Below are 23,384 nucleotides of genomic sequence, written 5' to 3'. Positions count from 1 at the left end.
CCGATAATCCCGGCCGCTGCCACCCGGCCGCGCATCAAATACTGTACAGATGAACAGTATAGATGCGGTAGGCCGAATACCGCAAGATCAGGCGATCACGGCCAGCGCGGCGGCACCCACCATCGCGAGCACGATGCAGAAAAGATGCATGGTCATCAGCACGATCCAGCGCAGCGCGGTCATGGCGCGCCCGCCCCCGTACACCTTGCGCATGGCGGTCGGCAGGTAGAACACCAGCCACACCATCAATCCGGTGCCGAGCAAGGGAATGGCATCCGGCAGCACCAGCAGCAGGCTGAGCATGAGGAAGGCGAACGCGTTCGTGTGCAGGGCAAACAGCAGGTGCTCGCCATAGCGCCTTCCCGAGCCGAGGTACAGCAGTTTCAGCAGCGCCGCAAAGACCGGCATCAGCGCGAAGATCGCGTACGGCGCGTAGCTGGAGAAGGAGCGCTGCATCGAGGCATTGCGCTGCTCGGGCGCCAGGCTGCTGAAATGCTCGACCTTCTTGCCGAGCGCGGGGTGGATCGCCGCCGCCTTCTTTTGCACCCATCGATCGTCGCCGTCATCGAGTTCGATCAGGCTGGCGTGCTTCTTTTTTTCTTTCTTGCCCGCGGCGGTCGCTGCCTCGTCGAGGTCGTCGTCCTTCGGCACCAGCACGGCCGTCTTGCCCTTGGCCGCGCCGGGACTGGCCGGGGCCGACGCTCCGACGCGCTGCTCGGCAGGCGCTTGCGTCACGCCATTGCCGAAGTGGTTGCCGCTGAGTTTGAAAATCGCGAAGAAGATGATGCTGAACGTCAGGTACAGGCGCAGCGGCTCGACATAGCGCACCCGCTTGCCCTCGATGTAATCGCGCGTCAAACGGCCCGGCCGGAACAGCAGCAGCGCCACCGATTTCCACAGTTTGCCTTCCAGCGCCACATAGTGCGCGATGAATTCGTGCAGGAATTCTCGCGCACTCGGCACGTGCAGATGCGCCGGCTGGCCGCATCCCTGACAGAAAGCCCCGGCAATCGAGGTGCCGCAATTCGGGCAGTGGATGGCATGGTCTAACTGGAGGTCGTGTTTCACGGCGATTCCGGGCGAGGATTGCGAATAGTGCAATGGTAACTATTTAATTGCAAAAAAGCATCATCCAATTGCGCGACTGCGCACGATACGACGCGTTAGGATTCATGCAAGAGTCAGCAGAGGAGAACCCCATGGTTATCGAAACCAAAGATCGCTTCGTCAATACCGATGCGAAGATCGAAAACGACGGCGTCAAACGCCAGCCGCACGAGCGCGACGAATCGCCCGACGGCCAGGACCAGGAACCGCGCGGCATCATGAAGCAGGCCGCCGAAGACCTGGCGCAGGGTCTCGTCGATACCGACCTGCGCAATACGCCGGGCATCAGCGAAGCGGTCGAACCCAAGGCCGGCGCCACCGGCCAGGCCAATCCGCAACCCGATCGCCATGAATCGATGCGCGATCACGATACGGCGCGGCCCGTTCCGCGTCCCAGCAACGAACAAGGACAGAAATCATGACCATCAAGCGTAACGGCAGTGCCGTCTGGAGCGGCGGTTTAAAGGACGGCAAGGGCGCCGTCTCGACCGGTAGCGGAGTGTTAAAAGATGCGCAGTACGGTTTCAATACCCGCTTCGAGGACGGTCCCGGCACCAATCCCGAAGAACTGATCGGCGCCGCCCACGCGGGCTGTTTCACCATGGCCCTGTCCGGCCAGCTGGGACAAGCCGGCATGACGGCCCAGGAACTGCGCACCACGGCGACGGTGTCGATGGAAAAGGTCGAAGGCGGTTTTTCGATCACGGCCGTCCACCTCGACCTGGTCGCGAAGATCCCGGGCGCCAGCCAGGAAGCCTTCGACAAGGCAGCCCAGACCGCCAAGGAAAACTGCCCGGTGTCGAAGCTGCTCAATGCCGAGATCACCTTGAGTTCGCGCCTGGAAAACTAAGTTTTACTGGAGCGTCAGTTGTAGGGTGGGCGGGTCTTCCCGCCCACGCGTTCTCTCCACGTCCGCAGCGCCCTCAGCAAGATTCCCCACGACCGCATAAAATTCCCCTTTCCGTTTCATCAAGAAAGAACAACCATGCGCTTCCTGCACACCATGCTCCGCGTCGGCAACCTCGAACGTTCGATCGACTTCTACACCAAGGTCCTCGGCATGAAATTGCTGCGCACCAGCGACAACCCCGAATACAAATATAAACTCGCCTTCCTCGGCTACGGCAGCAACCCCGAGCACGCCGAGCTCGAGCTGACCTACAACTACGGTACCGACAGCTACGACATGGGCACCGCCTACGGCCACATCGCGATCTCGGCCGAAGACATCTACGCCACCTGCGATGCCGTGCGCGCCGCCGGCGGCAACATCACGCGCGAACCGGGCCCGGTCAAGGGCGGCTCGACCGTGATCGCCTTCGTCACCGATCCGGATGGTTACAAGATCGAATTCATCCAGCGCAAGGATGACGGGGTTCCAGGCGGCCTGAACAACTAAGCTGCCCACGCGGCATCGACTTGATGCTGCTACAATCACCTCGCCTGATTCCCAGGCAACAAATACGTCTTCGGGGCGGGGTGCAATTCCCCACCGGCGGTAGGACCGGCAACGGTCGAGCCCGCGAGCGCCTGTTCTCTCCCGAGTGCAGGGTCAGCAGATCTGGTCTGATGCCAGAGCCGACGGTCATAGTCCGGATGAAAGAAGATGTGCGTTATTGCGCTTGGAGCACAAGCCTGCCTGATGGCCGGCTGCCGTGTTCCATGCGTGCCTTCGCTTGCCCTGATGCGTTTTTCGCCAACTGACCGCGAGGAGCGTTTCACATGTTAGTCAACACTCACACTCTCTACAGTCCTGACCTGGACGGCCGCATCGAAGCAGCGCTGGCCGCGACCCGGGCGGGGATCCCCGTCATCCTGCTCGACGACTTCGACCGCGAAAACGAAGCGGACCTGATCGTCGCCGCCGAAAAACTGACGGTCGAAACAATGGCCCTGATGATCCGCGAATGCAGCGGCATCGTCTGCCTCTGCCTGTCGGCCGACAAGGTGCGTTCATTGGCACTGCCGCCCATGGCGCTCGACAACGGCAGCCGCTATGGCACGCCGTTTACGATCTCGATCGAGGCGCGCGACGGCGTCACGACCGGCGTCTCGGCCCAGGACCGCGTGACCACGGTGCGCGCCGCGATTGCGCCGGACGCCAGACCGGAACACCTGGTCAGTCCCGGCCACATGTTCCCGCTGCGCGCCACCCCGGGCGGCGTGCTGGCGCGCGCAGGCCACACCGAGGGCTCCGTCGACCTCGCCACCATGGCGGGCCTGCAGCCGGCCGCCGTCCTCTGCGAGCTGATGAACCCGGACGGCACGATGATGCGCGGCGCAGACATCGAACGCTTTGCCGAGGAACGCGGCTTCCCGATCCTCACGATTGCCGAACTGATCGCCTGGCGCAACCAACAGGCCTGAGTTGGGCATCCCACAATGAAATACGGCGCCACACAGGCGCCGTATTTGTTTGCATCCGAGGATCGGGATGCAAGTCCATGCGACTTACTTTTGCAGCAGGTTGTTCACCGGCACCAGGTCCGCTTCGCGCAGCGAGCCCGAGGCGGATTTCAGGCGCAGGCCGTTCAGGATCGTGTTGTAGCGGGCGCGCGCCAGGTCGGTGCGGGTCGAGTACAGCTGGCGTTGCGCGTTCAGGACGTCGATGTTGATGCGCACGCCGACCTGGTAGCCCAGCTTGTTCGATTCGAGCGCCGACTGGCTCGACACTTCGGCTGCCTGCAAGGCCTTGACTTGCGCCAGACCGCTGTTCACGCCCAGGAAAGCCTGGCGCGCCTGCAGGGCGGCGTTGCGGCGGGTCGTCTCGAGGTCGTTCCTCGCCTTGTCTTCGAGCGCGATCGTTTCGCGCACGCGGCTGGTTACCGCAAAACCGCTGAAGATCGGCACCGTCCACTGCACGCCGATGGCGTTGTTGCGGGTGTCGCCCGAGCCCGCGCTGCGGCCGCTGACGTCGCTGCGCGACGAGCTGGCCACCAGGTCCAGCGTCGGCAGGTGGCCGGCGCGGCTCTTCGAGATATCGCGCCTGGCCGACTCGACCGCCAGTTGGGCGGCGGTCACGCCGTAGTTCTGGGTCTCGGCCGAGGAGATCCACTGGTCGGCCGTGGCCGGCTGCGGCGGCGCCAGCGTGACGCCCGGCTGCAGCGGCGCCAGCGTGCCCGGATCGGTACCGATGATCGCCTGCAGCGCGCTGCGCTTGTTGTCCAGGTCGTTCACGGCGGCGAACTCCTGCGCCACCACCAGGTCATACGCCGCCTGCGCTTCGTGGGTGTCGGTGATGGTTTGCGTGCCGACCTCGAAGTTGCGCTTGGCCGAGGCCAGCTGTTCGGTCACGGCGCTTTTCTGGGCGCGCGTCGATTCCAGCGTGTCCTGGGCCGACAGCACATCGAAATAGGCCTGCGCCACGCGGGTGATCAGGTCTTGCTGGGCTTGCGCGAACTGGGCTTCGGAAATCGCCTGCGCCAGCTTGCTCTGCTCATAGGTCTGCCAGCGGTCCCAGCGGAACAGCGGCTGGCTCAGCGCCAGCGTGTACTGGTTGGTGCGCAGGTTCGAGCCGCCGGCAATAAAAGCGTTCTGCGCCGGGTTGAACTGGGAGACATCGCTGTCGTTCTTGCCGTAGGAACCCGACAAACCGACCGTCGGCAGCAGCCCCGCCCGCCCCTGGGGAACGCGCTCGCGCCCGACTGCGAGCGAAGCGCGCGCACTGGCGAAGGTGGCGTCATTGGCCAGGGCCTGCTGGTACACCTGGATCAGGTCGATCGCGTGCGCATTGAGCGACACGAAAGCGCTGGCCAGCAGCACGGCGATGAGGGGTTTCTGCATTGCGGTCTCCGTCGGAGTCATCAAAGGTTTGGAAAGCAGATCAATATGTCGGCATCGCCGGATCGACCTGCACGGCCCAGGCGTGTATTCCGCCCGTCAAATTCGTTACGTTCTCGAACCCGTTGCGTTCGAGGAAAGCAGCCACCTGCATGCTGCGCGCACCGTGGTGGCAGATGCAGATGATGTCCTGATCGTCCGGCAATTCGCCGGCGCGGATCGGGACCAGGTGCATCGGGATCTGGGTCGAGCCTGCAATATGGCAGGTCTCGAATTCCCAGTTCTCGCGCACGTCGAGCAGGAGCGGACGCGGCTTGGACTCATCCGCCAGGCGTTGCGCCAGCTCCGGCGCGGTCATGTGTTGCATTGTCCCGTCCTCAGAACGTGAAGCGCGACACGGCCGGCGCGCCCGACAGCGGCTTGACGTTGGTCTCGAACAGAGTGACCGTGTCGTAGGCTGCTTCCGAGACGCGCGTCACCAGCACGCATTGCATGGCCGGCGCCTGGCCGACGATGGCGGCGATGCGGCCACCGACTTTTAATTGTTTCAGGAAGGTTTCCGGCAGGTTGTCGAGGGCGCCCGAGATGACGATCACGTCGTAGGGTGCATCCTTTTCCCAGCCGTTGGCGCCGTTGCCCTCGACCACGCTCACGTTCGGGATGCCGGCTTTCGCGATGTTCTGCTCAGCCAGGGCCTTGATTTCCGGCGAGATCTCGACGGTGGTGACGTGACGCGCCTGATGGGCCATCAGGGCGGCCATGTAGCCCGAGCCGGCGCCGACTTCCAGCACGTTCTCGTGCTTTTTGAGGTTCAGTTCCTGCAGGATGCGCGCTTCGATCTTCGGATTGAACATCGCTTCTCCGCCCGGCAGCGGGATTTCCACGTCGGCAAAGGCCAGGTTCTGGTAGGCCTGGGGCACGAACTGTTCGCGCTTGACCACATGCAGCAGGTCGAGCACGTCCTGGTCCAGCACATTCCATGGGCGGATCTGCTGTTCGATCATGTTAAAGCGGGCTTGTTCGATATTCATCTTGATACTCTGTGGATGAGAAATAATCCGATATTTTATCGTTGAACTGCCTCGAAGCGTGTGAAATGCTCTCTGGACGCACATCTTATCGGTATGAAAAACAGATCGCGCAAAATTGCGACAGTCTGCAGTTTGAGGGGGGTGAACGCCGGGAATCCGGCGCCGGCCGATCTCGGCCGTCACGCAGCCGTCGGCTCGGCCGTGGCGCAGGCCGGCAACAGCCCGTGCAGGGCCATGTCGAGGAAGGTGGCCAGAAAGGCCTGGGGCTCGAGGTCGCCGCGCTCGCAGGGACCGATCGAATGCTTCCAGGTGACGAGCATCAGCATCGGCGCGATCAGCACCTGGGTCATCTGGGTAATATTCACCTGGCGGAACTCGCCGCGCTTGACGCCGCGCTCGAGCATGCTCGAAATCATGCGCGTACCGCGGTTGATCACTTCATCCTGGTAGAACTTGGCCAGTTCCGGGAAATTACCCGCCTCGGCGGTGACGAGCTTGACGATCCCCGACACCTTATTCGCGCCGATCCGCTCCCACCAGTCCATCATCACCTTGCGCAGCAGGTCGGCGCTGTGGCCCTCGAACTCGGCGACCGAGGACTCGGCCTCGCCGATGACGGGCACGATGCTGGTGCGCACCACTGCCTTGAACAGCTCTTCCTTGTTCTCGAAATACAGGTACAAGGTGCCTTTCGAGACACCGGCGCGGCGCGCGACGTCTTCCAGGCGGGTCGACGCGAAGCCGCGCTCGACGAACAGGTCGATCGCAGCCGCCAGCAACTCTTGCGGACGAGCATCCTTGCGGCGCTCCCAGCGCGGCTTGGTGTCAAAGGGGCATTCCATGCTTCTGTCCGACAACTTAGTATTAAGTCATCGAATATAGACCCGGGCTCGGGGGTAGTCAAGCAGGGTTCGTTCTCTACCATGCCGGGACGCAGCGTTATATACTGTGCGGTTCATTCTCTTCGCCTCGCCCATGAATTGCCGCGACCATTGCGGTGCCTGCTGCACCGCCCCTTCGATCACCAGTCCGATTCCTGGCATGCCCAACGGCAAGCCGGCTGGCGTACGCTGCGTGCAATTGGACGAGGAGAATCGTTGCCGCGTATTTGGCAAGCCGGAGCGGCCTGCGTTTTGCGGCGGCCTGCAGCCTTCGATGGAAATGTGCGGAGAGAGCCGCGCGCAGGCGATGGTCTGGCTCGACGCCTTGGAGCGGGCCACGGCACCGGACTAAGGCTGCGGCTCAGTGACCGACGCTGCGCTTCTTTTGCTGCACATGGGCAAACAGCGCGCCCAGGGTCATGCGATCGTCCCAGATGTCGGCCAGCGCGATGCCGTAGCGCTTGCGCAACTCCTTCGCCAGGCGCTCGACTTCCTTCGATTCCGGAATCCATTTCGCAGGATTCAGGGCACGATACACGCCCAGCAACTGGTCGTCGGGACGGAACTTCTGGGTTTCAATAGCGCGGAAGGAAAAGGCGTCGGCAAACAGGGAGAGGAATTCACCGATCTGGCGCTTGGAGGCCGAAGGAAAGGCGCGGCGCCACAAGCGGGCCTGGGAAGTGCGTGCACGGAAAGGATTGGGGATCTGTCCGATGGCAAGGGCGGACCATGCAACCGCCAGCAAGACCAGGATTGCAACAATACTCATCGTCGTACGGCAGAGTGAATCATGAATCCAGTCTAGCACGTGATCCGGCGCCGTGACGCAGTTCGCGCCGATATCGTGCAAGCCGGCTCAACGGCAGCACCCCCGGTCGTGGTAAGCTTCGACCCCGCGCAGAGCGCGCGAAAAATTAAATCGACACCCGCTTTGCGGGTGCCTCCAGGGCAAGGCGCATCGTTGAAGACAGTACGCTAGTACGGCGAAACGATGCAACGCGGCCATGGAGGATTTTTTCACACGCTCGCAGTTCCGCCATCCCCCTACTCTTCCACTACTAACTGAAGCACACATGGACATCCTTCTCGCCATCAAGGCAATCATCATGGGCCTGGTCGAGGGCTTTACCGAATTCCTGCCGATTTCCTCCACCGGCCACCTGATCCTGGCGGGCAGCTTGCTCGATTTTACCGGCGAGAAAGTCAAGGTATTCGAGATCGCGATCCAGGCCGGTGCCATGCTGGCCGTGATCTGGGAGTACCGCGAGCGCATCGCGCGCGTGCTGAGTGGAATGTTTACCGAGCGCCGCCAGCAGAAATTCGTCATCAACCTGGTCGTCGCCTTCCTGCCGGCCGCCGTGCTCGGCCTCGTGTTTGCCAAGGCGATCAAGGCCGAGCTGTTCAAGCCGGTGCCGGTGGCCCTCGCCTTCATCATCGGCGGCCTGGTGATCCTGTGGGTCGAGCGCCGTCCGAAAGGCCAGAAGCAGCAAGGCATGCCGCATGCTTCGCGCATCGAAACGGTCGACGAGATGACGGTCCTGGATGCATTGAAAGTCGGCTGCGCCCAGGCCTTTGCCCTGATCCCGGGCACCAGCCGTTCGGGCGCGACCATCATCGGCGGCATGCTGTTCGGCCTGTCGCGCAAGGCGGCCACCGAGTTCTCGTTCTTCCTTGCCATTCCCACGCTGCTGGCGGCCACCGTGTATTCGGTCTACAAGGAACGCGCGCTGCTGTCGATGGCGGATTTGCCGATGTTCGGCATCGGCGGCCTGGCCGCATTCGTGTCGGCTTTCCTGTGCGTGCGCTGGCTTCTGCGCTACATCAGCTCGCACGACTTCACGATCTTCGCCTGGTACCGTATTGTGTTCGGCGTGATCGTCCTCGTCACCGCGCATTACGGGCTGGTGAACTGGGCGGAATAAGCTGAAGGCAACCCCATGACCACCGAACTGGAAGCGCGCGCGCTTCATCTGCTGCAAACCGTCTTCGGTTATCCCGCCTTCCGCGGGCAGCAGGCCGACATCGTCAATCACGTCGCCAGCGGCGGCGACGCCCTGGTCCTGATGCCGACCGGCGGCGGCAAGTCGCTGTGCTACCAGATCCCCGCGCTGCTGCGCGAAGGGGTCGGCGTCGTCATCTCGCCGCTGATTGCGCTGATGCAGGACCAGGTCGATGCGCTGGAAGAGGTCGGCGTCCGCGCCGCCTTTTTAAATTCGACGCAAACCTTCGAGGAAACCCTGCGCATCGAACGCCTGGTGCGCACCGGAGAGATCGACCTCGTCTACGTCGCGCCCGAGCGCCTGATGACCCAGCGTTGCCTCGACCTGTTCGAGGATTCGCGCATCTCCCTGTTCGCGATCGACGAGGCGCACTGCGTCTCGCAATGGGGCCACGATTTCCGGCCGGAATACATCCGCCTGTCGATCCTGCACGAGCGTTTCCCGGACGTGCCGCGCATCGCGCTCACGGCCACGGCCGACCAGCAGACGCGCGACGAGATCGCGCATCGCCTGCAGCTCGACGACGCCCGTAAATTCGTCTCGTCCTTCGACCGCCCCAACATCCGTTATTCGATCGTCGAAAAGACCACCGGGCGCAAGCAGCTGCTCGATTTCATTACCACCGAGCATCCGGGCGACTCGGGCATCGTGTATTGCCTGTCGCGCAAAAAGGTCGAGGAGACGGCGGACTTCCTCAATGAAAACGGCATCCGCGCGATGGCCTATCACGCCGGCATGGAGTACGCCAAACGCGCCGAGAACCAGGCCAGGTTCCTGCGCGAAGAAAACATCGTGATGGTGGCGACGATCGCCTTCGGCATGGGCATCGACAAGCCGGACGTGCGTTTCGTCTGCCACCTGGACCTGCCGAAAAGTATCGAGGGCTATTACCAGGAAACGGGCCGCGCCGGCCGCGACGGCATGCCGGCCAGCGCCTGGATGGCCTACGGTTTGCAGGACGTGGTGCTGCAGCGCCGGATGATCGACGAATCCGAAGCCGACGAAACGTTCAAACGTGTGCTGGGGGTGAAGCTCGACGCCATGCTGGGGCTGTGCGAAACCTTGTCCTGCCGGCGCATGCGCCTGCTCGACTATTTCGGCGAAGCCTCGGGGCCATGCGGCAATTGCGACACCTGCCTGATCCCGCCTGTGAGTTTCGATGCGACCGTGCCGGTGCAAAAGCTGCTCTCGACCATTTACCGGGTCGACCAGCGCTTCGCCGCCGGCCACGTCATCGACGTGCTGCGCGGCGTACAGACCGACCGCATCGGCCAGTGGCACCATGACGCCCTGTCCGTGTTCGGGATCGGCAACGACCGCAGCGAGCAGGAGTGGCGCGCGATCGTGCGCCAGACCATCGCCCTCGGGCTGATCACGGTCGACCACGAAGCCTACAGTTCCCTGAAACTGACCGACGCCGCGCGGCCTGTATTAAAAGGCGGGCAGAAGGTGCAGTTGCGCCAGTACCAGAAGCCGGTCAAGCCGAAGCGCGCCTTCGCTTCCTCCTCCAAAGGTTACGAGGAAATGGAGCTGTCGAAATCCGAACAGGCGATCTTCGACAAGCTGCGCTGGTGGCGCGTCGAGACCGCGCGCGCGCATGGCGTGCCGGCGTATGTCGTGTTCCAGGATGCGACGCTGCGCGAGATCGCCAAAGTCAAACCGACTTCGCTCGATCAGCTGCGCGGCGTGACCGGCGTGGGCGAAAAGAAACTGGTTTCCTACGGCGACGAGATCGTCGGTATCATCAACGAGATGCTGTAGCGCCCCGCCGCGGCACGTTTTACTCTTCATCATGCACATCGACTCTCCAGCGGCCGCGGCCAACCAGGGCGTGCCGGCGAATGCCGCCAGCCTGCAGACCTTCGTCTTTGCCCTGTTCTTCATCTTCGGCGGCATCACGAGCCTGAACGATGTCATCATCCCCAAGCTGAAGGACTTATTTACCCTTTCCTATGCCCAGGCGATGCTGGTGCAGTCGGCCTTCTTCGCCGCCTATTTCCTGGTCTCGATTCCGGCCGCCGCCATCGTGCGCCGCATCGGCTACATGCGCACCGCTGTGGTCGGCCTGCTGACCATGACGGCCGGTTGCCTGCTGTTCATTCCCGCTTCCTCATCCGGCATGTTCGCCACCTTCCTGGTCGCGCTGTTCGTGCTCGCATCCGGCATCACGATCGTGCAGGTGGTGGCCAATCCCCTGATTTCCCTGCTCGGCGTTCCGGGCACGGCGCACAGCCGCCTGACCTTTGCCCAGGCCTTCAATTCGCTGGGCACGACCGTGTTCCCGTATGTGGGCGCGATCCTGATCCTCGGTTCGCTCGCCACCGTCGATCCGCGCAGCTTGTCGGGCCTGGCGCTCGACGCCTACCGCGCCGCCGAGACGCGCGTCGTCGTGAAAACCTATATCGGGCTCGCCATTGCGCTGGCGATCGTCGCGGCCATGGTCTGGCACAACCGCAAGAAGCTGGTCGAAGCGAAGGCGCCGAAGGTCAGCATGCTGCGCGCCTTCGAACTGCTGCGCCAGCCGCGCTTCGCCTTCGGCGCCGCCTGCATCTTTCTGTATGTGGGCGCCGAAGTGGCAGTCGGTTCGCTGATCGTCAACTACCTGATGGAAGCGAACGTGCTGGGACTGGATGCGGAAAGCGCCGGCAAGCACGTACCCCTGTACTGGGGCGGCGCCATGGTCGGACGGTTTATCGGCGCGGCGCTGCTGCGCATGTTCTCGCCGGGTAAAGTGCTCGCTTGCGCGGCCGGCATGACGATCACGCTGCTGCTGGTGTCGGCGAATACGTCCGGACTCGTGTCGGGCTGGGCGCTGCTGGCGGTGGGCTTGTTCAATTCGATCATGTTCCCGACCATTTTCTCGCTGGCCTGCGAAGGGCTCGGGGAACGTGCGGCGGAGGGGTCGGGACTGATCTGCATGGCGATCGTGGGCGGGGCGATCGTGCCCCTGATCACGGGACATGCGGCCGATGCGGTCGGCCTGAAAATGGCGTTGACGGTGCCGGCGCTGTGCTACGCCATCATCCTGTGCTTCGGAATCTTTGCGCGGCGGCCACGCGCGGCCGGGTGACGTGTATGGCATACCCGTAGGGTGGGCGGGAGACCCGCCCGCCCGACAATTGGCCGTTGTGCTTACTTCTTCGTAAACACCAGATCCCACACCCCGTGCCCGAGCTTCAGGCCACGGTTCTCGAACTTGGTCAGCGGCCGGTACGCCGGCTGCGGCGCATACCCTTCCGCCGTGTTCGCCAAGGCCGGCTCGGCGCCCAGCACGTCCAGCATCTGCACCGCGTAGTCTACCCAATCGGTCGCGAGGTGGATGTAGCCGCCGGTCACCAGCTTCTCGCACAGCAGTTTCACGAACGCCGGCTGGATCAGGCGGCGCTTGTTGTGGCGCGCCTTGTGCCAGGGGTCCGGAAAATAGATGTGCACGCCGGCCAGCGAGCCGTCGGCAATCATGTGGTGCAGCACTTCGAAGGCATCGTGCTGGATCAGGCGCAAATTCTGGATGCCCTGCTCGCCGATCTGTTTCAGCAGGCTGCCCACGCCCGGCGTGTGCACTTCGACGCCGATGAAATTTTTGTCAGGCATCTGACGTGCGATGTGCGCCGTGGTGTCGCCCATGCCGAAGCCGATCTCGAGGATGGTCGGCGCCTGGCGTCCGAAGGCGGCGGCGTAGTCGAGCATCTCCTTCTTGTACTCGATCAGGAACTGCGGCCCGAATTCCTCGAACGCGCGTGCCTGCCCCGTCGACAAGCGGCCGGCGCGGGTGACGAAACTGCGGATGCGGTGTTCGGTAGGGTCGTAAAGCATCGTACGGGCCGGGCCGTTGTTGGGCGTGTCTTCGGACATGGGAAATGAGAGTGAGGAGAGAACGGCGGACATTATAGCCTACGCCCTTGACGCATTCGCGTGTGATCAGAAAGGCAATCTGCGCCATAATCGGACTTCATACCGACTTTCCCAAGGCCCGCCGATGCATTCGACCAAACACCCGATCGCGATCGAAGACAACGTCGCCACCTTTCAATTGACCTCTTTTCATTACGGCACGCCGGGCCATGGAAAAAAGGTGTATATCCAGGCCTCGCTCCACGCGGACGAGGTGCCGGCGATGCTGGTCGCCCACTTCCTGCGCCAGGAACTGGACCGGCTCGATGCCGAGGGCCGCGTCAAGGGAGAAATCATCCTGGTGCCGGCCGCCAACCCGATCGGGCTGTCGCAAACCATCCACGGCACGCCCTTCGGCCGCTACGATTTATCCACCGGGGTGAATTTCAACCGCGCCTATAAACATGTGGCGAGCGACCTGAAGAAATCGCTCGAAGGAAAGCTGGGCACGGACGCGCAAGCGAACGTCGCCCTGATCCGCGCCCATGCGCGTCAATCGCTGGAAGAATGGGCGCCGACGACGAGCGGCGGGCTGCTCAAAAAAACCTTGCTGTCGATGGCGATCGACGCCGACATCATGCTCGACCTGCATTGCGATAACGAAGCGGTGCTGCACATGTATGCCGGCGAACCGCTGGCCGACGCCGTGCAGCCGCTGGCGACCCTGATGGGTGCGCATGCGCTGCTGCTGGCGCGCGAATCGGGCGGAGAACCCTTCGATGAAGCCTGCAGCCGCCTGTGGTGGGACCTGGCGGAACACTTCGGGCCCGAGGTCGCGATTCCGCCGGCCGGCGTCGCTATCACGGTCGAGCTGCGCGGCGAGAACGACGTGCGCTACGACCTGGCCAAGCGGGATGCCGAGGCCCTGCTGCAATACCTGGCGAGAAATGGCGTGCTCGACATACCAGTCACGCCGCTGCCCGCAGCGCACTGCGCGCCGACGCCGCTGGAGGCGGTCGAGCCCCTGTCAGCCCCTCACGCCGGCGTCCTCGTCTTCCTGAAAACATTGGGCGACAAGGTCGAGGCTGGTGAAGCGGTGGCCGAGATCGTCAACCCGGTGAGCGGCCAGGTGACGCCGGTGCGGGCGAAACACGCCGGCGTTTTGTTCGCAAGCACGGCGCACCGCCACCTGCTGCGCGGCATGCACGTCTGCAAGATCGCCGGCACAACCGCTTTCCGCGCCGGCAACCTGCTCGGCTCCTAGTCCTATTCGTGGGCGCGCCTGGCCGCCAGCAGCCGGGCGCGGACCGCCAGCACGCTTAAAAGCGGCAGCAACCAGGCCTGGCCCGCGCGCAGTTCCATCAAAGTCGCGCCGCTGACTGCGCACCATAGCAGGGGCACAACCCACAGCAAGGGGCCGGAACGCCACAACAGCAAGGCCGCCAGGGTCATGGCCACCGTCGGGTCGGGTGCGAGGCCGAACAGCTCGGCCCCGGCCAGGCGACGGCCGCCCAGCGGCGCCAGCAGGGGATACACCACCAGCGCCACGCATCCGATGCCGAGCGCCAGCTTGCCGAGCGAACCGGCGGGTTCCGTCAGGCGCGGCGCATCTTTCCGGCTGGCCAGCCAGAACAGCAGCACGGCCTGCAGCGCAAACCCGAGCGCACAGTATGGCGCGCCGGTATTGATCGTCGCATAGCGCTCGACAAAATAACGCCAGGCCACATGCAGCCAGGCCAGCGCCAGCAGGACCGCCGTGGCCCTTCCCGCCCTGGCCCCGCCTTGCGCCAGGCAGACCAGCAGCGCGATCCCGGCGCCGAGCGCGAGCAGGTGGATTGGCCACAGCGCCAGGTTTTGCAGTTCGAACAGGCGAAAATAGGTCGCCTTCGAAAACATCAGCAGGTCCGACGGCCTGTACGTCCACCACTCGCTCATGTGAGCCGCTTCACGTCCGCGGCGATGCGCCGGCGTAGCGTCCCGTCGGGCAAGGGCCCACGCGCGGCCAGCATGTTGTCGCGCGCGTGAGCAGGGTTCGAGGTAGCGGGAATGGCGCAGCTGACATTCGGCTCGGCGATGATGAATTTCAGCAGCGCCTGGGCCCAGCTGGTACAGCCGATCTCCGCCGCCCAGCCCGGCAGCGGCTTGCCGGCCAGCGCCTGCGTCAGCTCGCCCTGGCGAAACGGCCGGTTGACGATGACGCCGATGCGCCGCTCGCGCGCCAGCGGCAGGATCCGGTTTTCCACTTCACGGTCCAGCACGTTATAGCTGACCTGGACAAAATCGAGCGGCCGGGTCTCCATGATTTTGATGAGCTCGTCATGGCGCCGGCCTTCGGAGGTGGTGATGCCGACATAGCGCAGCTTGCCCGCAGCCTTCATGCGCTGCAGGGTGGGCAAATGTTCTTCCCAGGCCAGCAGGTTATGCACTTGCAGCAAGTCGAAACGGGACACGCCCCACAGGCTGCGCGAGGCTTCGATCTGGGCCGGGCCGCGGGCGCCGGAACCGATCCACACCTTGTCGGCCGAGAATAGCCCAGGCGGGTGTTTCAGCTGCGCCAGCGCATGGCCAATGACAGCCTGGGACGAGCCATACATCGGCGATGAATCGATCATCCTCCCGCCCCCGGCCATGAAAGCCTGCACGACTTGCGTGCAGGTGGCGCGCGCAGCGGGGTCGTCGCCGACATTGAAGCTGATCCAGCTGCCCAGGCCGACGACGGGGAGCAACTCTCCGGAGGACGGGATCGGGCGCCTGAGGATCGGGCTTGTGACAAGCGGGCTCGGCGCCGCGGCCAGTGAAGTGCCCACAGCCGCGCAGGCGCTGCCGGCAAGCACCGCGCGCAACAGCGTCCTGCGTTCATTGGAAATGCGCTGCATGTTCACTCCTTCGCTTCGAGTGCCGCCAGCCGGGCTTCGGTCTCGCGGATGGCGAGCTCGGCTTGCCGCTGTTCGCGGGCGTCCTTCCTGAGCATATAGAACACGTTCAGGAGGCAAGTCGTCAAGCCGGTCACGATACCGAAGGCGACACCGGCCCGTTCCAGCGTCACCGCCGCGCCGATCGACGCCAGCGCGCCAGCAATGCTCGAGATTTCCACCATTTTCCATTTCATCGCTCGTCCCCTTCTCATCAGTACATTGAGATATCTCAACTAGGTATAGTAATACTATACTTTTTAGTAGAGAATTTCTATACTTGTACGAACCGGGTTGCTATACAATTTCACGATGGAACTTAAAACGATGATCGCCAACTGGATCAAAGAAGCACGGCAAGAGGCCGGCCTGTCGGGCGAAGCGCTGGGGACGAAACTCGCGTTCGAGCTCGGTACGGCGCGCGGCCATACCAAGGCGAACATTTCGCATTGGGAGACCGAAAAACACAGTCCCAGCCTGCAGCAATTGCTGGCGATTGCCAAGGTGACCGGTAAAAGCCTGCCGGCCGCCATCATCGACGGCTTGCGGGGAACGGACCCGGCTGCCCTCTTCCCCGGCGCGATGCGCGTGGTCGTGTCAGACGCCAACGACGCGACCTTCGTGCAAGTGCCGATGGTCAAATTGCGCCTGTCCGCCGGGGTCACCGGTTTCCAGACCGAGCCTGAATACCACGACGGCGGCACGGTCGGCATGCGCCGCGACTGGATCGAGCGCAAGCGGCTGAATCCGGCGAAGCTGATCGCGATCGTCGTCAAGGGCGAAAGCATGGAACCGACCTTGTACGAGGACGATATCGTCGTCATCAATACCGCCGACCGGAAGCCGGCAGTCGGCGAAGTCTTTGCCGTCAATTTTAATGGCGAGCCGGTCGTCAAACGCATGCAGAAGGATGGCGGCCGCTGGTGGCTGGCCTCCGACAACCCGGACCAGCGCACCTATTACCGCCGCGCCTGCGAGGGCGACAGCTGCCTGATCATCGGGCGCGTGGTGCGCAAGGAAAGCGACCGGATCTGATGCGGATACAGGTCACGCAATTCGCGCCGCACGGCTCGCCCATCATCGTCGCGCTCGTCGACTCCCCGTTCACCGTGCGCGGCGCCGCCGAGCCGGTACTGAAAAAGGTCACTGAACATTTTCCGGCACAACCGGTCATGCTGGTATCGCTCGAACCCAACGGTTTCCGGGCCCATGCACCGTTCCAGACCGGGGAACTGCTGGCATTGCTGCAGCTGGAAACACTCGAATTTCAGGAGATCGACATCTCGCTACCGGCGCCGGAACGGGACGTGCCGCTGCCGTTTTAAAGACTGGATTGGGTCCTCGTCGTAAGCTTGGGAAGCCGTATGTGAAATGACTCAACCATGCGGGCTCCGGCTTATCTCTTATGCGGGAACGTTTTGTTTTGTGGGGCAGATTCCCGTGGCAAAATGACAGTCGTTTTCCCTGCTGACTTACAAATTTGCAATCGTTCCCTTGCAATGAAACATTTATTGCAAATGATCACTATCACCCATATGATTGCCGAACTAATAACGGTGGCCATATGCGCGCAACTGACAAAACTTCCCCTCTCGATCAGACCTTTTCGCTGTACCTTGACCTGACGCGCTTTGCAGCAGCTTTGATGGTGGTGTTTGCTCACTATCTTCAGCACGACGTAATCACAGGTGGCATTACGTTATTCATCCCGAGCATGGGTCGGGAAGCTGTCGTTATTTTCTTTGTGTTATCTGGTTTTGTGATTGCCTACGTTACCGAGACAAGGGCTGCTTCAGCGCGGGAGTATATCGCTGCTCGATGCGGGCGCATCTATTCCGTCGCTCTTCCGACGTTGCTACTTGCCTGGCTACTTGCCAGTGCTTTTAGTGATGGAGGCCTATACCAGCTGATGAAGCCCTATGTGTACATCCCTTTACATCTACTGTTTCTTGGTCAAAGTTGGAATTTATCGGAAGTTCCGCCTATGCTGGGGCCGTTTTGGTCTCTGTGCTATGAAGTTTGGTACTACATTCTATTCGGTGTCGCTTATTACGCAAAAGGCTGGCGAAGAGCCATAGCGGTTCTAGCGGTGCTTGGAGTGATGGGCTTCAAGTTGTGGCTCCTGCTTCCAGTTTGGCTTAGCGGAGTGGTTTTGTATCATTTGCAGAACAAAGTATCATTGACGCAGTCGACTGCGCGCTTAGGCTTCGCAGTTTCACTTTTGCTGCTGGTTATGTACAATGTTACGGGCATCGAGATCGTGTTGAGAAATTTGGCAGCAAGTTCCTGGCCGTTCCCTTCGTTTCCCCTTGCTAGCTCCGAACGATTCCTGGCTGATTACGCCGTGTGTTTGATGGTCTTCATTAATTTCCTATGCGCTCGCTATGCTGGGTTAAGCGCGTTGCTTAAATACAGCAAGCCGATTCGCGCAATGGCCTCTTACACATTTACGCTGTATCTGTCGCATATGCTAGTGATCTTAGTTTGGCTCCGGATTTATCCTCATGACGCAGGGAGCCTTATTGATGCAGCAGGATTGACCGTCGCAATCGGCTTGGCAACAGTTGCATTGGCTCAGATAACTGAGCGTCGCAAAAGCTCGTTTCGTCAGCCGGTCGATTGGATGCTCCGGCTAACACTCCCTGTGAAAGGATGAGGTGAAGCGCTAGATTTAGCGGAAATGAAAAAGTGCACGTGGCGTTCGCGTGCACATAGGTTTATAGCCTGCCGGGGGTTCGAATCCGCCTTTCAGCGCCAGAATACGAAAGCCCTTGAACTTCAAGGACTTTTTCTTTTCAGTTGGTTCGTATGCGTTGTTTGGAGCTTGGGGAATTTGCAGGAAATCCCGCCGTTTTCACTTGGAATGCGGCAGACGATACGGATGATGGACTTGGCAAGGAAGCCGCAAGTAATCTTCTAGGAAATTTATCCACACGGTGTCGAGGGTAGCGCTCGTAAGGCCGGGCAGCGTAGGAAGCACGCTACGAACTGGCTTTGTTGCCTGGAATTTCGTCGAGGCAACGATCAACGTGTAATCCGCAGCCGCGCGTACCTTCATCCGATTTTAGAAAAGCGGACGTTATGCTTGCGCGAAATATTTTTTAGAGCGGAAATAGTTTTGTACAGCAATGAGAGACGTGATCCTCATTGGAGCGGGTGAAGGGAATCGAACCCTCGTCGTAAGTTGGGTAAGGAGAGCGCCTCGCGGCGCCCCCCTCCCCGTAGAACCGTACGGGCAAGTTTCCCTGCATACGGCTCGAGCAATCCGTCAGAACCCCTATTTGAACATAGAGATACCGGCAGGACCGTGCTTCTCACTGGCGTGATACTGCATGTGGCAGTTCGGGTGTAACAACGCCAAGTTGGTCAACTTGTCCGATCCACGTTCAGACCGCTTGACGATATGGTGCAGATGCCACCCCGTCTCGCGTGTAATCTTCTGTTCGCACATCGGGCACAGACCTTCCTGCCACCACCACAACCATCGCAGCTTGCGCCGACCTTCCAGACTTCTATCCATCCGCTGTGCGAGCCGTTTGGAAAAATAAGCATCATCCTTCGGGTCATACGGATTCGCGTCACTGTTGATCTTGGTATGAACTTGCTTCGTGTATCCACCCAAGGCCGGCAGTAGCTTGTCCTTCTCGGCGAAATACCAATCGCGTCCCTTTACACACCTGAAGTAGCGCTTCTTGATCCACTTCTTCCCCTTGTTGGGGTGGCGTCTGCACGCCCAGCGCCACAACGCTTCCCAGATTCGATGACCACACTTTGCAAACGTACGGGTCGAATTCTGACTCCGATGATAGTTGGCCCAGCCCCTGATGACCGGCGTGAGTTTTTCTATCACTTCAACCTGTGCTACAGCCTGTCGTGTTCTCAGAAACTCCCGAATCTTGTCCAGGAACGCTTTCTGGTTCTTCTTAGAAGGCTGCACCAGCAGTCCACTGTCGAAGTACCTGACGTTCCACCCGAGGAAGTCGAACCCTTTGGTCACATGCGTGACCTTCGTCTTCTTCGCCGAGAGAACAAGGCCTCTAGTGGCAAGAAATTTCTCCACCAGAGGTCTGACCTCATTTTCCAGAAACTCTTTCGAGCTGCCCGTAATGATGAAGTCATCCGCATACCGCACCAGATTGACCTTTGCCGCCCGTGCCTCCCTCACCGTTCGAAACAATGAGGTCAGTTCGGTTTGCAGGCCGTCCAATGCCAGGTTTGCCAGCACAGGGGAAATGATGCCTCCCTGTGGCGTGCCGGCTTGCGTCGGGAATAACCTTCCCATCTCGACGAACCCTGCTTTCAGCCACTTCCGGAGCACGCCTTTGTCCATACAGACATTGGCACTCAACCAGTCATGACTGATATTGTCGAAACAACCTTTGATATCCCCTTCGAGAACCCACTTCGGAGACACGTCACGGCTCAGTACATTGCGTACCTGACCGATGGCGTCCGCCGTCGAGCGTTCCCGTCTAAAACCGTATGAATGAGGATCGCCGATGGTTTCGGCTACAGGGTCCAGCGTTAACAGATGCAGCGCTTGCATAGCCCGATCGCGCATGGTTGGAATGCCCAAGGGGCGTTTTTCACCATTACTTTTCGGGATATAGATGCGACGTAGTGGCAGAGGCTTGTATTTCTTGATGCCGAGAGCATCTACCGCCTGCCATTTCTCTTCTGGGGTGCTCCAGGTCTGCTTATCTACACCAGGAGTTTTCCGGCCACGATTCTCCGTTACCCGCCTCACAGCCAGAGCTTTCGCTCCGGTGGATTTGGTCAGGAGTCTCTGCAGGGAGCGAACCTTCCGCCATTCACCTGCTTTTGCTGCCTTCGCAATGCGTGCCTGTGTCCTCGCGACAGTCTGATAAACCTTGACCCACGAAATGTCGTGCCAAGTTTTCCAGCCTGTGGAGGCAATATCACAATCGTACTGACTTGCGTCCATATCAACCTCCGGTCGATTGGAGCGGGTGAAGGGAATCGAACCCTCGTCTTAGGCTTGGGAAGCCTCGGCTCTACCATTGAGCTACACCCGCATAATCCCAGAAGGATAGACGCACTTTGCCCCCAACGGGGAATGCGTTATCCCCACTGGGTGCGATTAACAGACCTGTCTTGCGACAGATCACTTGATGGAAGTCTGCACGTTTTCACGTTAGGGCAATCGTTTCATCCCTTATCCACTCCATTACAGAGAGGCGTTTGCTTTTTCCATCATCCTTTACCTGCTATGTCCTCGGTCAGCCTCTACAGCCTATCCTAGTCTGCCATACGGGCCAGACAACATATCAGGCTTACCTCGTTCCGTACAAGCAACAGGATTGGGAAGGTTCTGCCTTTTCGCCGGTGATACCAATGTCAGCGTGTTCGCACCAAGCACGCGAACAACCGATCACATCGAGTCTCTTACCGTTGCGTTTAACTCGTCAAGCTTGACGGCGTTTAATAGCAGTTCACTTTACGTTAACCATCCAACCCAGCCTCGCTCCTCGTCCGGTCGCAACAACCGAACTCACAGCAAATCCCTCACGAGATTCGATGTACCCCGAAGGGTGGCTACTTTGTCAGAGCGCTCTAATACCCCACCGTTACCAGTGACGCACCGCCCCTAGGCTACGAGGGGCTGAACCCTCGGTCTTGTCGGCCATTGATGCACCTCAAGACAATTGCTTATACAGCCTTCGTCGCTACTTACAACTCATTTTCCACCCCAATTGCCGAGTGGTGCACTGAATTTTCACACTCTTAAACGTGGTGTGAAGGCCTTGGCTAGCCTGTAGCGCGACTCGAGTCGCACGCTTGGGAAGCTTCTGCTCTACCATTGAGCTACACCCGCGACTCGACGCATTCTACGCGAGTTTGCGCGGCAGTGACAAGTTTGCATCAATGCCCGCAAAGGTCCGCTTACTTCGGCGGCTCGACCGTATAACCCTTGGCCTGCAGCGTGGCGAGCACGCCTTTCGGGTCCAGGATTTCCTTGATCTGCAACACCGAGAACGTGCTGGCGTTGGTCGCCAGCGCCTTCTCCGCGGCGGCGACCCAGGAGGCCAGCGCGCGCTCGTTCAAGGTCAGCAATTCCGGCTGGGTCTTCGAGAGCGAACTGTTGGTCACGGCTTGCATGCAGGCAGCCCGGTCGCCGTAGTTCAGCTTGCGGATGTCCTCATACTCGCCGATGGCCCAGGCGTTGGCACGCGCGCGCATCATGAGGAGGTCGCTCTCCAGGCGCTCGATGGTCTTGGCCAGGCAGGGGACGTCGTCCATGGGCGATTTCTTGAAGTCGCGTACCGCCTGGCCCGGGTTCTTGACCTGGACGTGGACCGAAGGGTCGGTAATCTTCAGCTGGTGCTTGTCGACGATCTTTTCGATGGTCCTGGTGACCTCGCCGGCATTCGTGAGGCCGGCCTGCTTGAGTGCACGGTCGGACAGCTGGCCGGCGACGAACGCGGGACGTTCGCGCTCGATGCCGTTGTCGTCGCCGAAATACACCTGTTTCAGCGTCCGCCAGCGCGCATACACCTCGGGCGGCAATACATCCTTCAGTTCGGCGCCGTCCGGATTTTTCTTGACTCCGATCAGGAACGGCAGGGCCGTCACGGCGCCCCAGCCGACGCTGACGCCCGAGCCGGGCGGCTTCAGGTATTCCTGGGATTGCGCGATCACCTTCTCGACTTCGCGCGAGCGCCATTCCATCTTGATGGGCAGCGGAGAATACGTGCCGAAGACCCACATCACGTGATCTCCCTTCGAGACCTTCCACAGGCCGGGCCCCGGGCGGCTGCCGGAAACGAGGATGGTTTGCGGTGCAGCTTCCGCGTCGCCCGGCGCCGGTGCGGCCGCTGCGGCCGGAGCCGCCGGCGCGGCGGGCTGCGATGCGGGCTCGGCTTCGGTCTGTGCCAGGACAGGCAAGCTCAGGAAGCACAGGGTCAGCGCGGAGACGAGGCGTTTCAGTTTCAGCATGGTGCATCCTTCGGGTTGTTAGCTGAAGGGTATTGTGTTGCCACAAAGCGATATAAGCAAGAAACAAGATGTTACAAGAGCCATATGTATATTGAATATCACGGATTCTCACTGGGGACGCTTGCGCGCCGCCCATGGCCGCAGGACCAGATAGCTCGGCACCGCCGTGCGCGAGGCGCTCGTTGCGCTGATCAATTGCCGACGCAGCAATAAGGCGATCGCGCGTTGCGCCGTGATGCGCGACAGGCCAGCCTCGAGCGCGATCGTCGCATAGCTGAGCTGTACGGCGCGCCCGCCGGCCGCCTCGATCCGGTGCCACAAATACACGTAGATCAGGAAAGCCGAAGGCGCTTTTTCGTGGCCGACGAGGTCCGGCATCAGCACGTCGAGTACATAGGGATCGAAGGTGGTCACTGGCATCATGAAGAGTATAGTCACGATGATTATAGCTGCCTGGCGCCCCGTGCGAGAATGCCGGGCAAACAACCAGGAGCGTGCATGATCACCCACATCAAATTCGTCAGCATCCCGACCCGCGACCAGGACGCGGCGCTCGCCTTCTACACCGAGAAGCTGGGCTTTCGCGTCATCACCGACCAGCCCTTCGGCCCCCAGCGCTGGATCGAGCTGCGCGTCGGCGCTTCGGATACGCGCTTTGTCCTGTTCACGCCGCCGGGCCAGGAAGACCGCATCGGTAGCCAGTTCAACGGTTCGCTCGCCTGCGACGACGTCGAGGCGACCTATCGCCAGCTCTTGAGCCGCGGCGTCGAGTTCGTGTCGGAACCGCAGAAGCAGCCCTGGGGTACCTACGCCATCATGAAGGATCCGGACGGCAACCAGTTCGTCTTGTCCTCGTCCTGATCGGCTTGCCGAATCAAGCAGCGC

The 23,384-nt window shown here is 61.2% G+C and carries 26 protein-coding genes, 1 tRNA gene and 1 riboswitch; of the genes, 13 read left to right on the top strand and 14 right to left on the bottom strand.

The features are described from left to right. Nucleotides 1–87 precede the first annotated feature (87 nt). On the bottom strand, nucleotides 88–1,068 hold the full coding sequence (locus ACI48I_RS00550; RefSeq protein ID WP_498573040.1) for a DUF3667 domain-containing protein: 981 nt from the start codon (nucleotides 1,066–1,068) through the stop codon (nucleotides 88–90). Nucleotides 1,069–1,199: 131 nt separating this feature from the next. Between ACI48I_RS00550 and ACI48I_RS00545 the strand changes: the two genes are divergently transcribed. The 4 genes from ACI48I_RS00545 to ribB all read left to right on the top strand — a co-directional run bounded on the left by ACI48I_RS00545 (nucleotide 1,200) and on the right by ribB (nucleotide 3,474). After that, complete coding sequence (locus ACI48I_RS00545; RefSeq protein WP_193688151.1) at nucleotides 1,200–1,529, top strand: serine hydrolase family protein; 330 nt, start codon at nucleotides 1,200–1,202, stop codon at nucleotides 1,527–1,529. Next, nucleotides 1,526–1,957 (top strand): OsmC family protein, encoded by a 432-nt coding sequence (locus ACI48I_RS00540; RefSeq protein WP_193688150.1) that lies wholly within the window; start codon nucleotides 1,526–1,528, stop codon nucleotides 1,955–1,957. Before ACI48I_RS00545 ends, ACI48I_RS00540 begins: the two co-directional genes overlap by 4 nt. Nucleotides 1,958–2,092: 135 nt before the next feature. Continuing rightward, nucleotides 2,093–2,506: a lactoylglutathione lyase gene (gene gloA, locus ACI48I_RS00535; protein ID WP_193688149.1), complete on the top strand. Its 414-nt coding sequence runs from the start codon at nucleotides 2,093–2,095 to the stop codon at nucleotides 2,504–2,506. Between the two features lie 62 nt (nucleotides 2,507–2,568). Then, a riboswitch (FMN riboswitch) is annotated at nucleotides 2,569–2,719 on the top strand. Between the two features lie 110 nt (nucleotides 2,720–2,829). Continuing rightward, complete coding sequence (gene ribB / locus ACI48I_RS00530) at nucleotides 2,830–3,474, top strand: 3,4-dihydroxy-2-butanone-4-phosphate synthase (RefSeq protein ID WP_498573039.1); 645 nt, start codon at nucleotides 2,830–2,832, stop codon at nucleotides 3,472–3,474. A gap of 84 nt (nucleotides 3,475–3,558) precedes the next feature. Here the strand turns inward: ribB and ACI48I_RS00525 are convergent, their stop codons facing one another. The 4 genes from ACI48I_RS00525 to ACI48I_RS00510 form a co-directional block, all read right to left on the bottom strand. Then, nucleotides 3,559–4,890: a TolC family outer membrane protein gene (locus ACI48I_RS00525; protein ID WP_498573038.1), complete on the bottom strand. Its 1,332-nt coding sequence runs from the start codon at nucleotides 4,888–4,890 to the stop codon at nucleotides 3,559–3,561. 40 nt (nucleotides 4,891–4,930) lie between these two features. Then, the gene (locus ACI48I_RS00520) at nucleotides 4,931–5,254 is read right to left on the bottom strand and encodes a rhodanese-like domain-containing protein (protein ID WP_193688146.1); all 324 of its coding nucleotides are present in this window, start codon (nucleotides 5,252–5,254) and stop codon (nucleotides 4,931–4,933) included. A 10-nt stretch (nucleotides 5,255–5,264) separates the two neighbouring features. Further along, nucleotides 5,265–5,918 (bottom strand): protein-L-isoaspartate O-methyltransferase family protein, encoded by a 654-nt coding sequence (locus ACI48I_RS00515; protein ID WP_498573037.1) that lies wholly within the window; start codon nucleotides 5,916–5,918, stop codon nucleotides 5,265–5,267. A 179-nt stretch (nucleotides 5,919–6,097) separates the two neighbouring features. After that, on the bottom strand, nucleotides 6,098–6,760 hold the full coding sequence (locus tag ACI48I_RS00510) for a TetR/AcrR family transcriptional regulator (protein ID WP_498573036.1): 663 nt from the start codon (nucleotides 6,758–6,760) through the stop codon (nucleotides 6,098–6,100). A gap of 133 nt (nucleotides 6,761–6,893) precedes the next feature. Here ACI48I_RS00510 and ACI48I_RS00505 point away from each other — a divergent pair, with 133 nt between their 5' ends. Then, entirely contained in the window at nucleotides 6,894–7,151 is a 258-nt protein-coding gene (locus tag ACI48I_RS00505) for a YkgJ family cysteine cluster protein (RefSeq protein ID WP_498573035.1), read from the top strand. A 9-nt stretch (nucleotides 7,152–7,160) separates the two neighbouring features. On the opposite strand, the gene ACI48I_RS00500 is transcribed toward ACI48I_RS00505, so the two are convergent. Beyond that, a complete protein-coding gene (locus ACI48I_RS00500) occupies nucleotides 7,161–7,568 on the bottom strand; it encodes a hypothetical protein (RefSeq protein ID WP_193688892.1) in 408 nt (135 codons plus the stop codon). Between the two features lie 304 nt (nucleotides 7,569–7,872). Between ACI48I_RS00500 and ACI48I_RS00495 the strand changes: the two genes are divergently transcribed. Genes ACI48I_RS00495 through ACI48I_RS00485 form a run of 3 tightly spaced genes read left to right on the top strand, consistent with a single transcriptional unit; the run spans nucleotide 7,873 to nucleotide 11,869 of the window. After that, nucleotides 7,873–8,721 (top strand): undecaprenyl-diphosphate phosphatase, encoded by an 849-nt coding sequence (locus ACI48I_RS00495; RefSeq protein WP_193688142.1) that lies wholly within the window; start codon nucleotides 7,873–7,875, stop codon nucleotides 8,719–8,721. Nucleotides 8,722–8,736: 15 nt separating this feature from the next. Next, nucleotides 8,737–10,560, top strand: a complete 1,824-nt coding sequence (gene recQ / locus ACI48I_RS00490) for a DNA helicase RecQ (protein WP_193688141.1) — start codon at nucleotides 8,737–8,739, stop codon at nucleotides 10,558–10,560. 31 nt (nucleotides 10,561–10,591) lie between these two features. After that, nucleotides 10,592–11,869, top strand: a complete 1,278-nt coding sequence (locus ACI48I_RS00485; protein WP_498573034.1) for a sugar MFS transporter — start codon at nucleotides 10,592–10,594, stop codon at nucleotides 11,867–11,869. Between the two features lie 62 nt (nucleotides 11,870–11,931). Here ACI48I_RS00485 and trmB read toward each other — a convergent pair whose 3' ends face one another. Further along, complete coding sequence (gene trmB / locus ACI48I_RS00480) at nucleotides 11,932–12,612, bottom strand: tRNA (guanosine(46)-N7)-methyltransferase TrmB (RefSeq protein WP_498573033.1); 681 nt, start codon at nucleotides 12,610–12,612, stop codon at nucleotides 11,932–11,934. A 163-nt stretch (nucleotides 12,613–12,775) separates the two neighbouring features. Between trmB and ACI48I_RS00475 the strand changes: the two genes are divergently transcribed. Next, nucleotides 12,776–13,894 carry a succinylglutamate desuccinylase/aspartoacylase family protein gene (locus ACI48I_RS00475; protein ID WP_498573032.1) on the top strand — a complete coding sequence of 373 codons (1,119 nt, stop codon included), beginning with the start codon at nucleotides 12,776–12,778 and terminating at the stop codon, nucleotides 13,892–13,894. Between the two features lie 2 nt (nucleotides 13,895–13,896). Here ACI48I_RS00475 and ACI48I_RS00470 read toward each other — a convergent pair whose 3' ends face one another. The 3 genes from ACI48I_RS00470 to ACI48I_RS00460 are packed head-to-tail and all read right to left on the bottom strand — an operon-like array spanning nucleotide 13,897 to nucleotide 15,739. Next, nucleotides 13,897–14,565: a DUF6064 family protein gene (locus ACI48I_RS00470; RefSeq protein WP_498573031.1), complete on the bottom strand. Its 669-nt coding sequence runs from the start codon at nucleotides 14,563–14,565 to the stop codon at nucleotides 13,897–13,899. Beyond that, nucleotides 14,562–15,506: an aldo/keto reductase gene (locus tag ACI48I_RS00465; RefSeq protein ID WP_498573030.1), complete on the bottom strand. Its 945-nt coding sequence runs from the start codon at nucleotides 15,504–15,506 to the stop codon at nucleotides 14,562–14,564. Before ACI48I_RS00465 ends, ACI48I_RS00470 begins: the two co-directional genes overlap by 4 nt. Before the next feature lie 2 nt (nucleotides 15,507–15,508). Next, nucleotides 15,509–15,739 carry a hypothetical protein gene (locus ACI48I_RS00460; protein WP_498573029.1) on the bottom strand — a complete coding sequence of 77 codons (231 nt, stop codon included), beginning with the start codon at nucleotides 15,737–15,739 and terminating at the stop codon, nucleotides 15,509–15,511. A 115-nt stretch (nucleotides 15,740–15,854) separates the two neighbouring features. Here ACI48I_RS00460 and ACI48I_RS00455 point away from each other — a divergent pair, with 115 nt between their 5' ends. From ACI48I_RS00455 to ACI48I_RS00445, 3 genes are all read left to right on the top strand, one after another. Beyond that, nucleotides 15,855–16,577 carry a S24 family peptidase gene (locus ACI48I_RS00455; RefSeq protein WP_498573028.1) on the top strand — a complete coding sequence of 241 codons (723 nt, stop codon included), beginning with the start codon at nucleotides 15,855–15,857 and terminating at the stop codon, nucleotides 16,575–16,577. Continuing rightward, nucleotides 16,577–16,867: a hypothetical protein gene (locus ACI48I_RS00450; RefSeq protein ID WP_498573027.1), complete on the top strand. Its 291-nt coding sequence runs from the start codon at nucleotides 16,577–16,579 to the stop codon at nucleotides 16,865–16,867. Before ACI48I_RS00455 ends, ACI48I_RS00450 begins: the two co-directional genes overlap by 1 nt. 239 nt (nucleotides 16,868–17,106) lie before the next feature. Continuing rightward, complete coding sequence (locus ACI48I_RS00445) at nucleotides 17,107–18,198, top strand: acyltransferase family protein (protein ID WP_498573026.1); 1,092 nt, start codon at nucleotides 17,107–17,109, stop codon at nucleotides 18,196–18,198. Nucleotides 18,199–18,819: 621 nt separating this feature from the next. Here ACI48I_RS00445 and ltrA read toward each other — a convergent pair. The 4 genes from ltrA to ACI48I_RS00425 all read right to left on the bottom strand — a co-directional run bounded on the left by ltrA (nucleotide 18,820) and on the right by ACI48I_RS00425 (nucleotide 22,922). Further along, on the bottom strand, nucleotides 18,820–20,487 hold the full coding sequence (gene ltrA, locus ACI48I_RS00440; protein ID WP_498573025.1) for a group II intron reverse transcriptase/maturase: 1,668 nt from the start codon (nucleotides 20,485–20,487) through the stop codon (nucleotides 18,820–18,822). A gap of 17 nt (nucleotides 20,488–20,504) precedes the next feature. After that, nucleotides 20,505–20,578 (bottom strand) — tRNA-Gly (locus ACI48I_RS00435). Nucleotides 20,579–21,446: 868 nt separating this feature from the next. Further along, nucleotides 21,447–22,499: a TraB/GumN family protein gene (locus ACI48I_RS00430; RefSeq protein WP_498573024.1), complete on the bottom strand. Its 1,053-nt coding sequence runs from the start codon at nucleotides 22,497–22,499 to the stop codon at nucleotides 21,447–21,449. A 108-nt stretch (nucleotides 22,500–22,607) separates the two neighbouring features. Continuing rightward, nucleotides 22,608–22,922, bottom strand: a complete 315-nt coding sequence (locus ACI48I_RS00425; protein WP_498573023.1) for a hypothetical protein — start codon at nucleotides 22,920–22,922, stop codon at nucleotides 22,608–22,610. Nucleotides 22,923–22,997: 75 nt separating this feature from the next. Here ACI48I_RS00425 and ACI48I_RS00420 point away from each other — a divergent pair, with 75 nt between their 5' ends. Next, complete coding sequence (locus ACI48I_RS00420; protein ID WP_193688129.1) at nucleotides 22,998–23,360, top strand: VOC family protein; 363 nt, start codon at nucleotides 22,998–23,000, stop codon at nucleotides 23,358–23,360. Nucleotides 23,361–23,384: the final 24 nt, after the last annotated feature.

Source organism: Massilia sp. LXY-5 (assembly GCF_059801075.1).
This window is presented reverse-complemented; position numbering and strand designations above follow the sequence as displayed.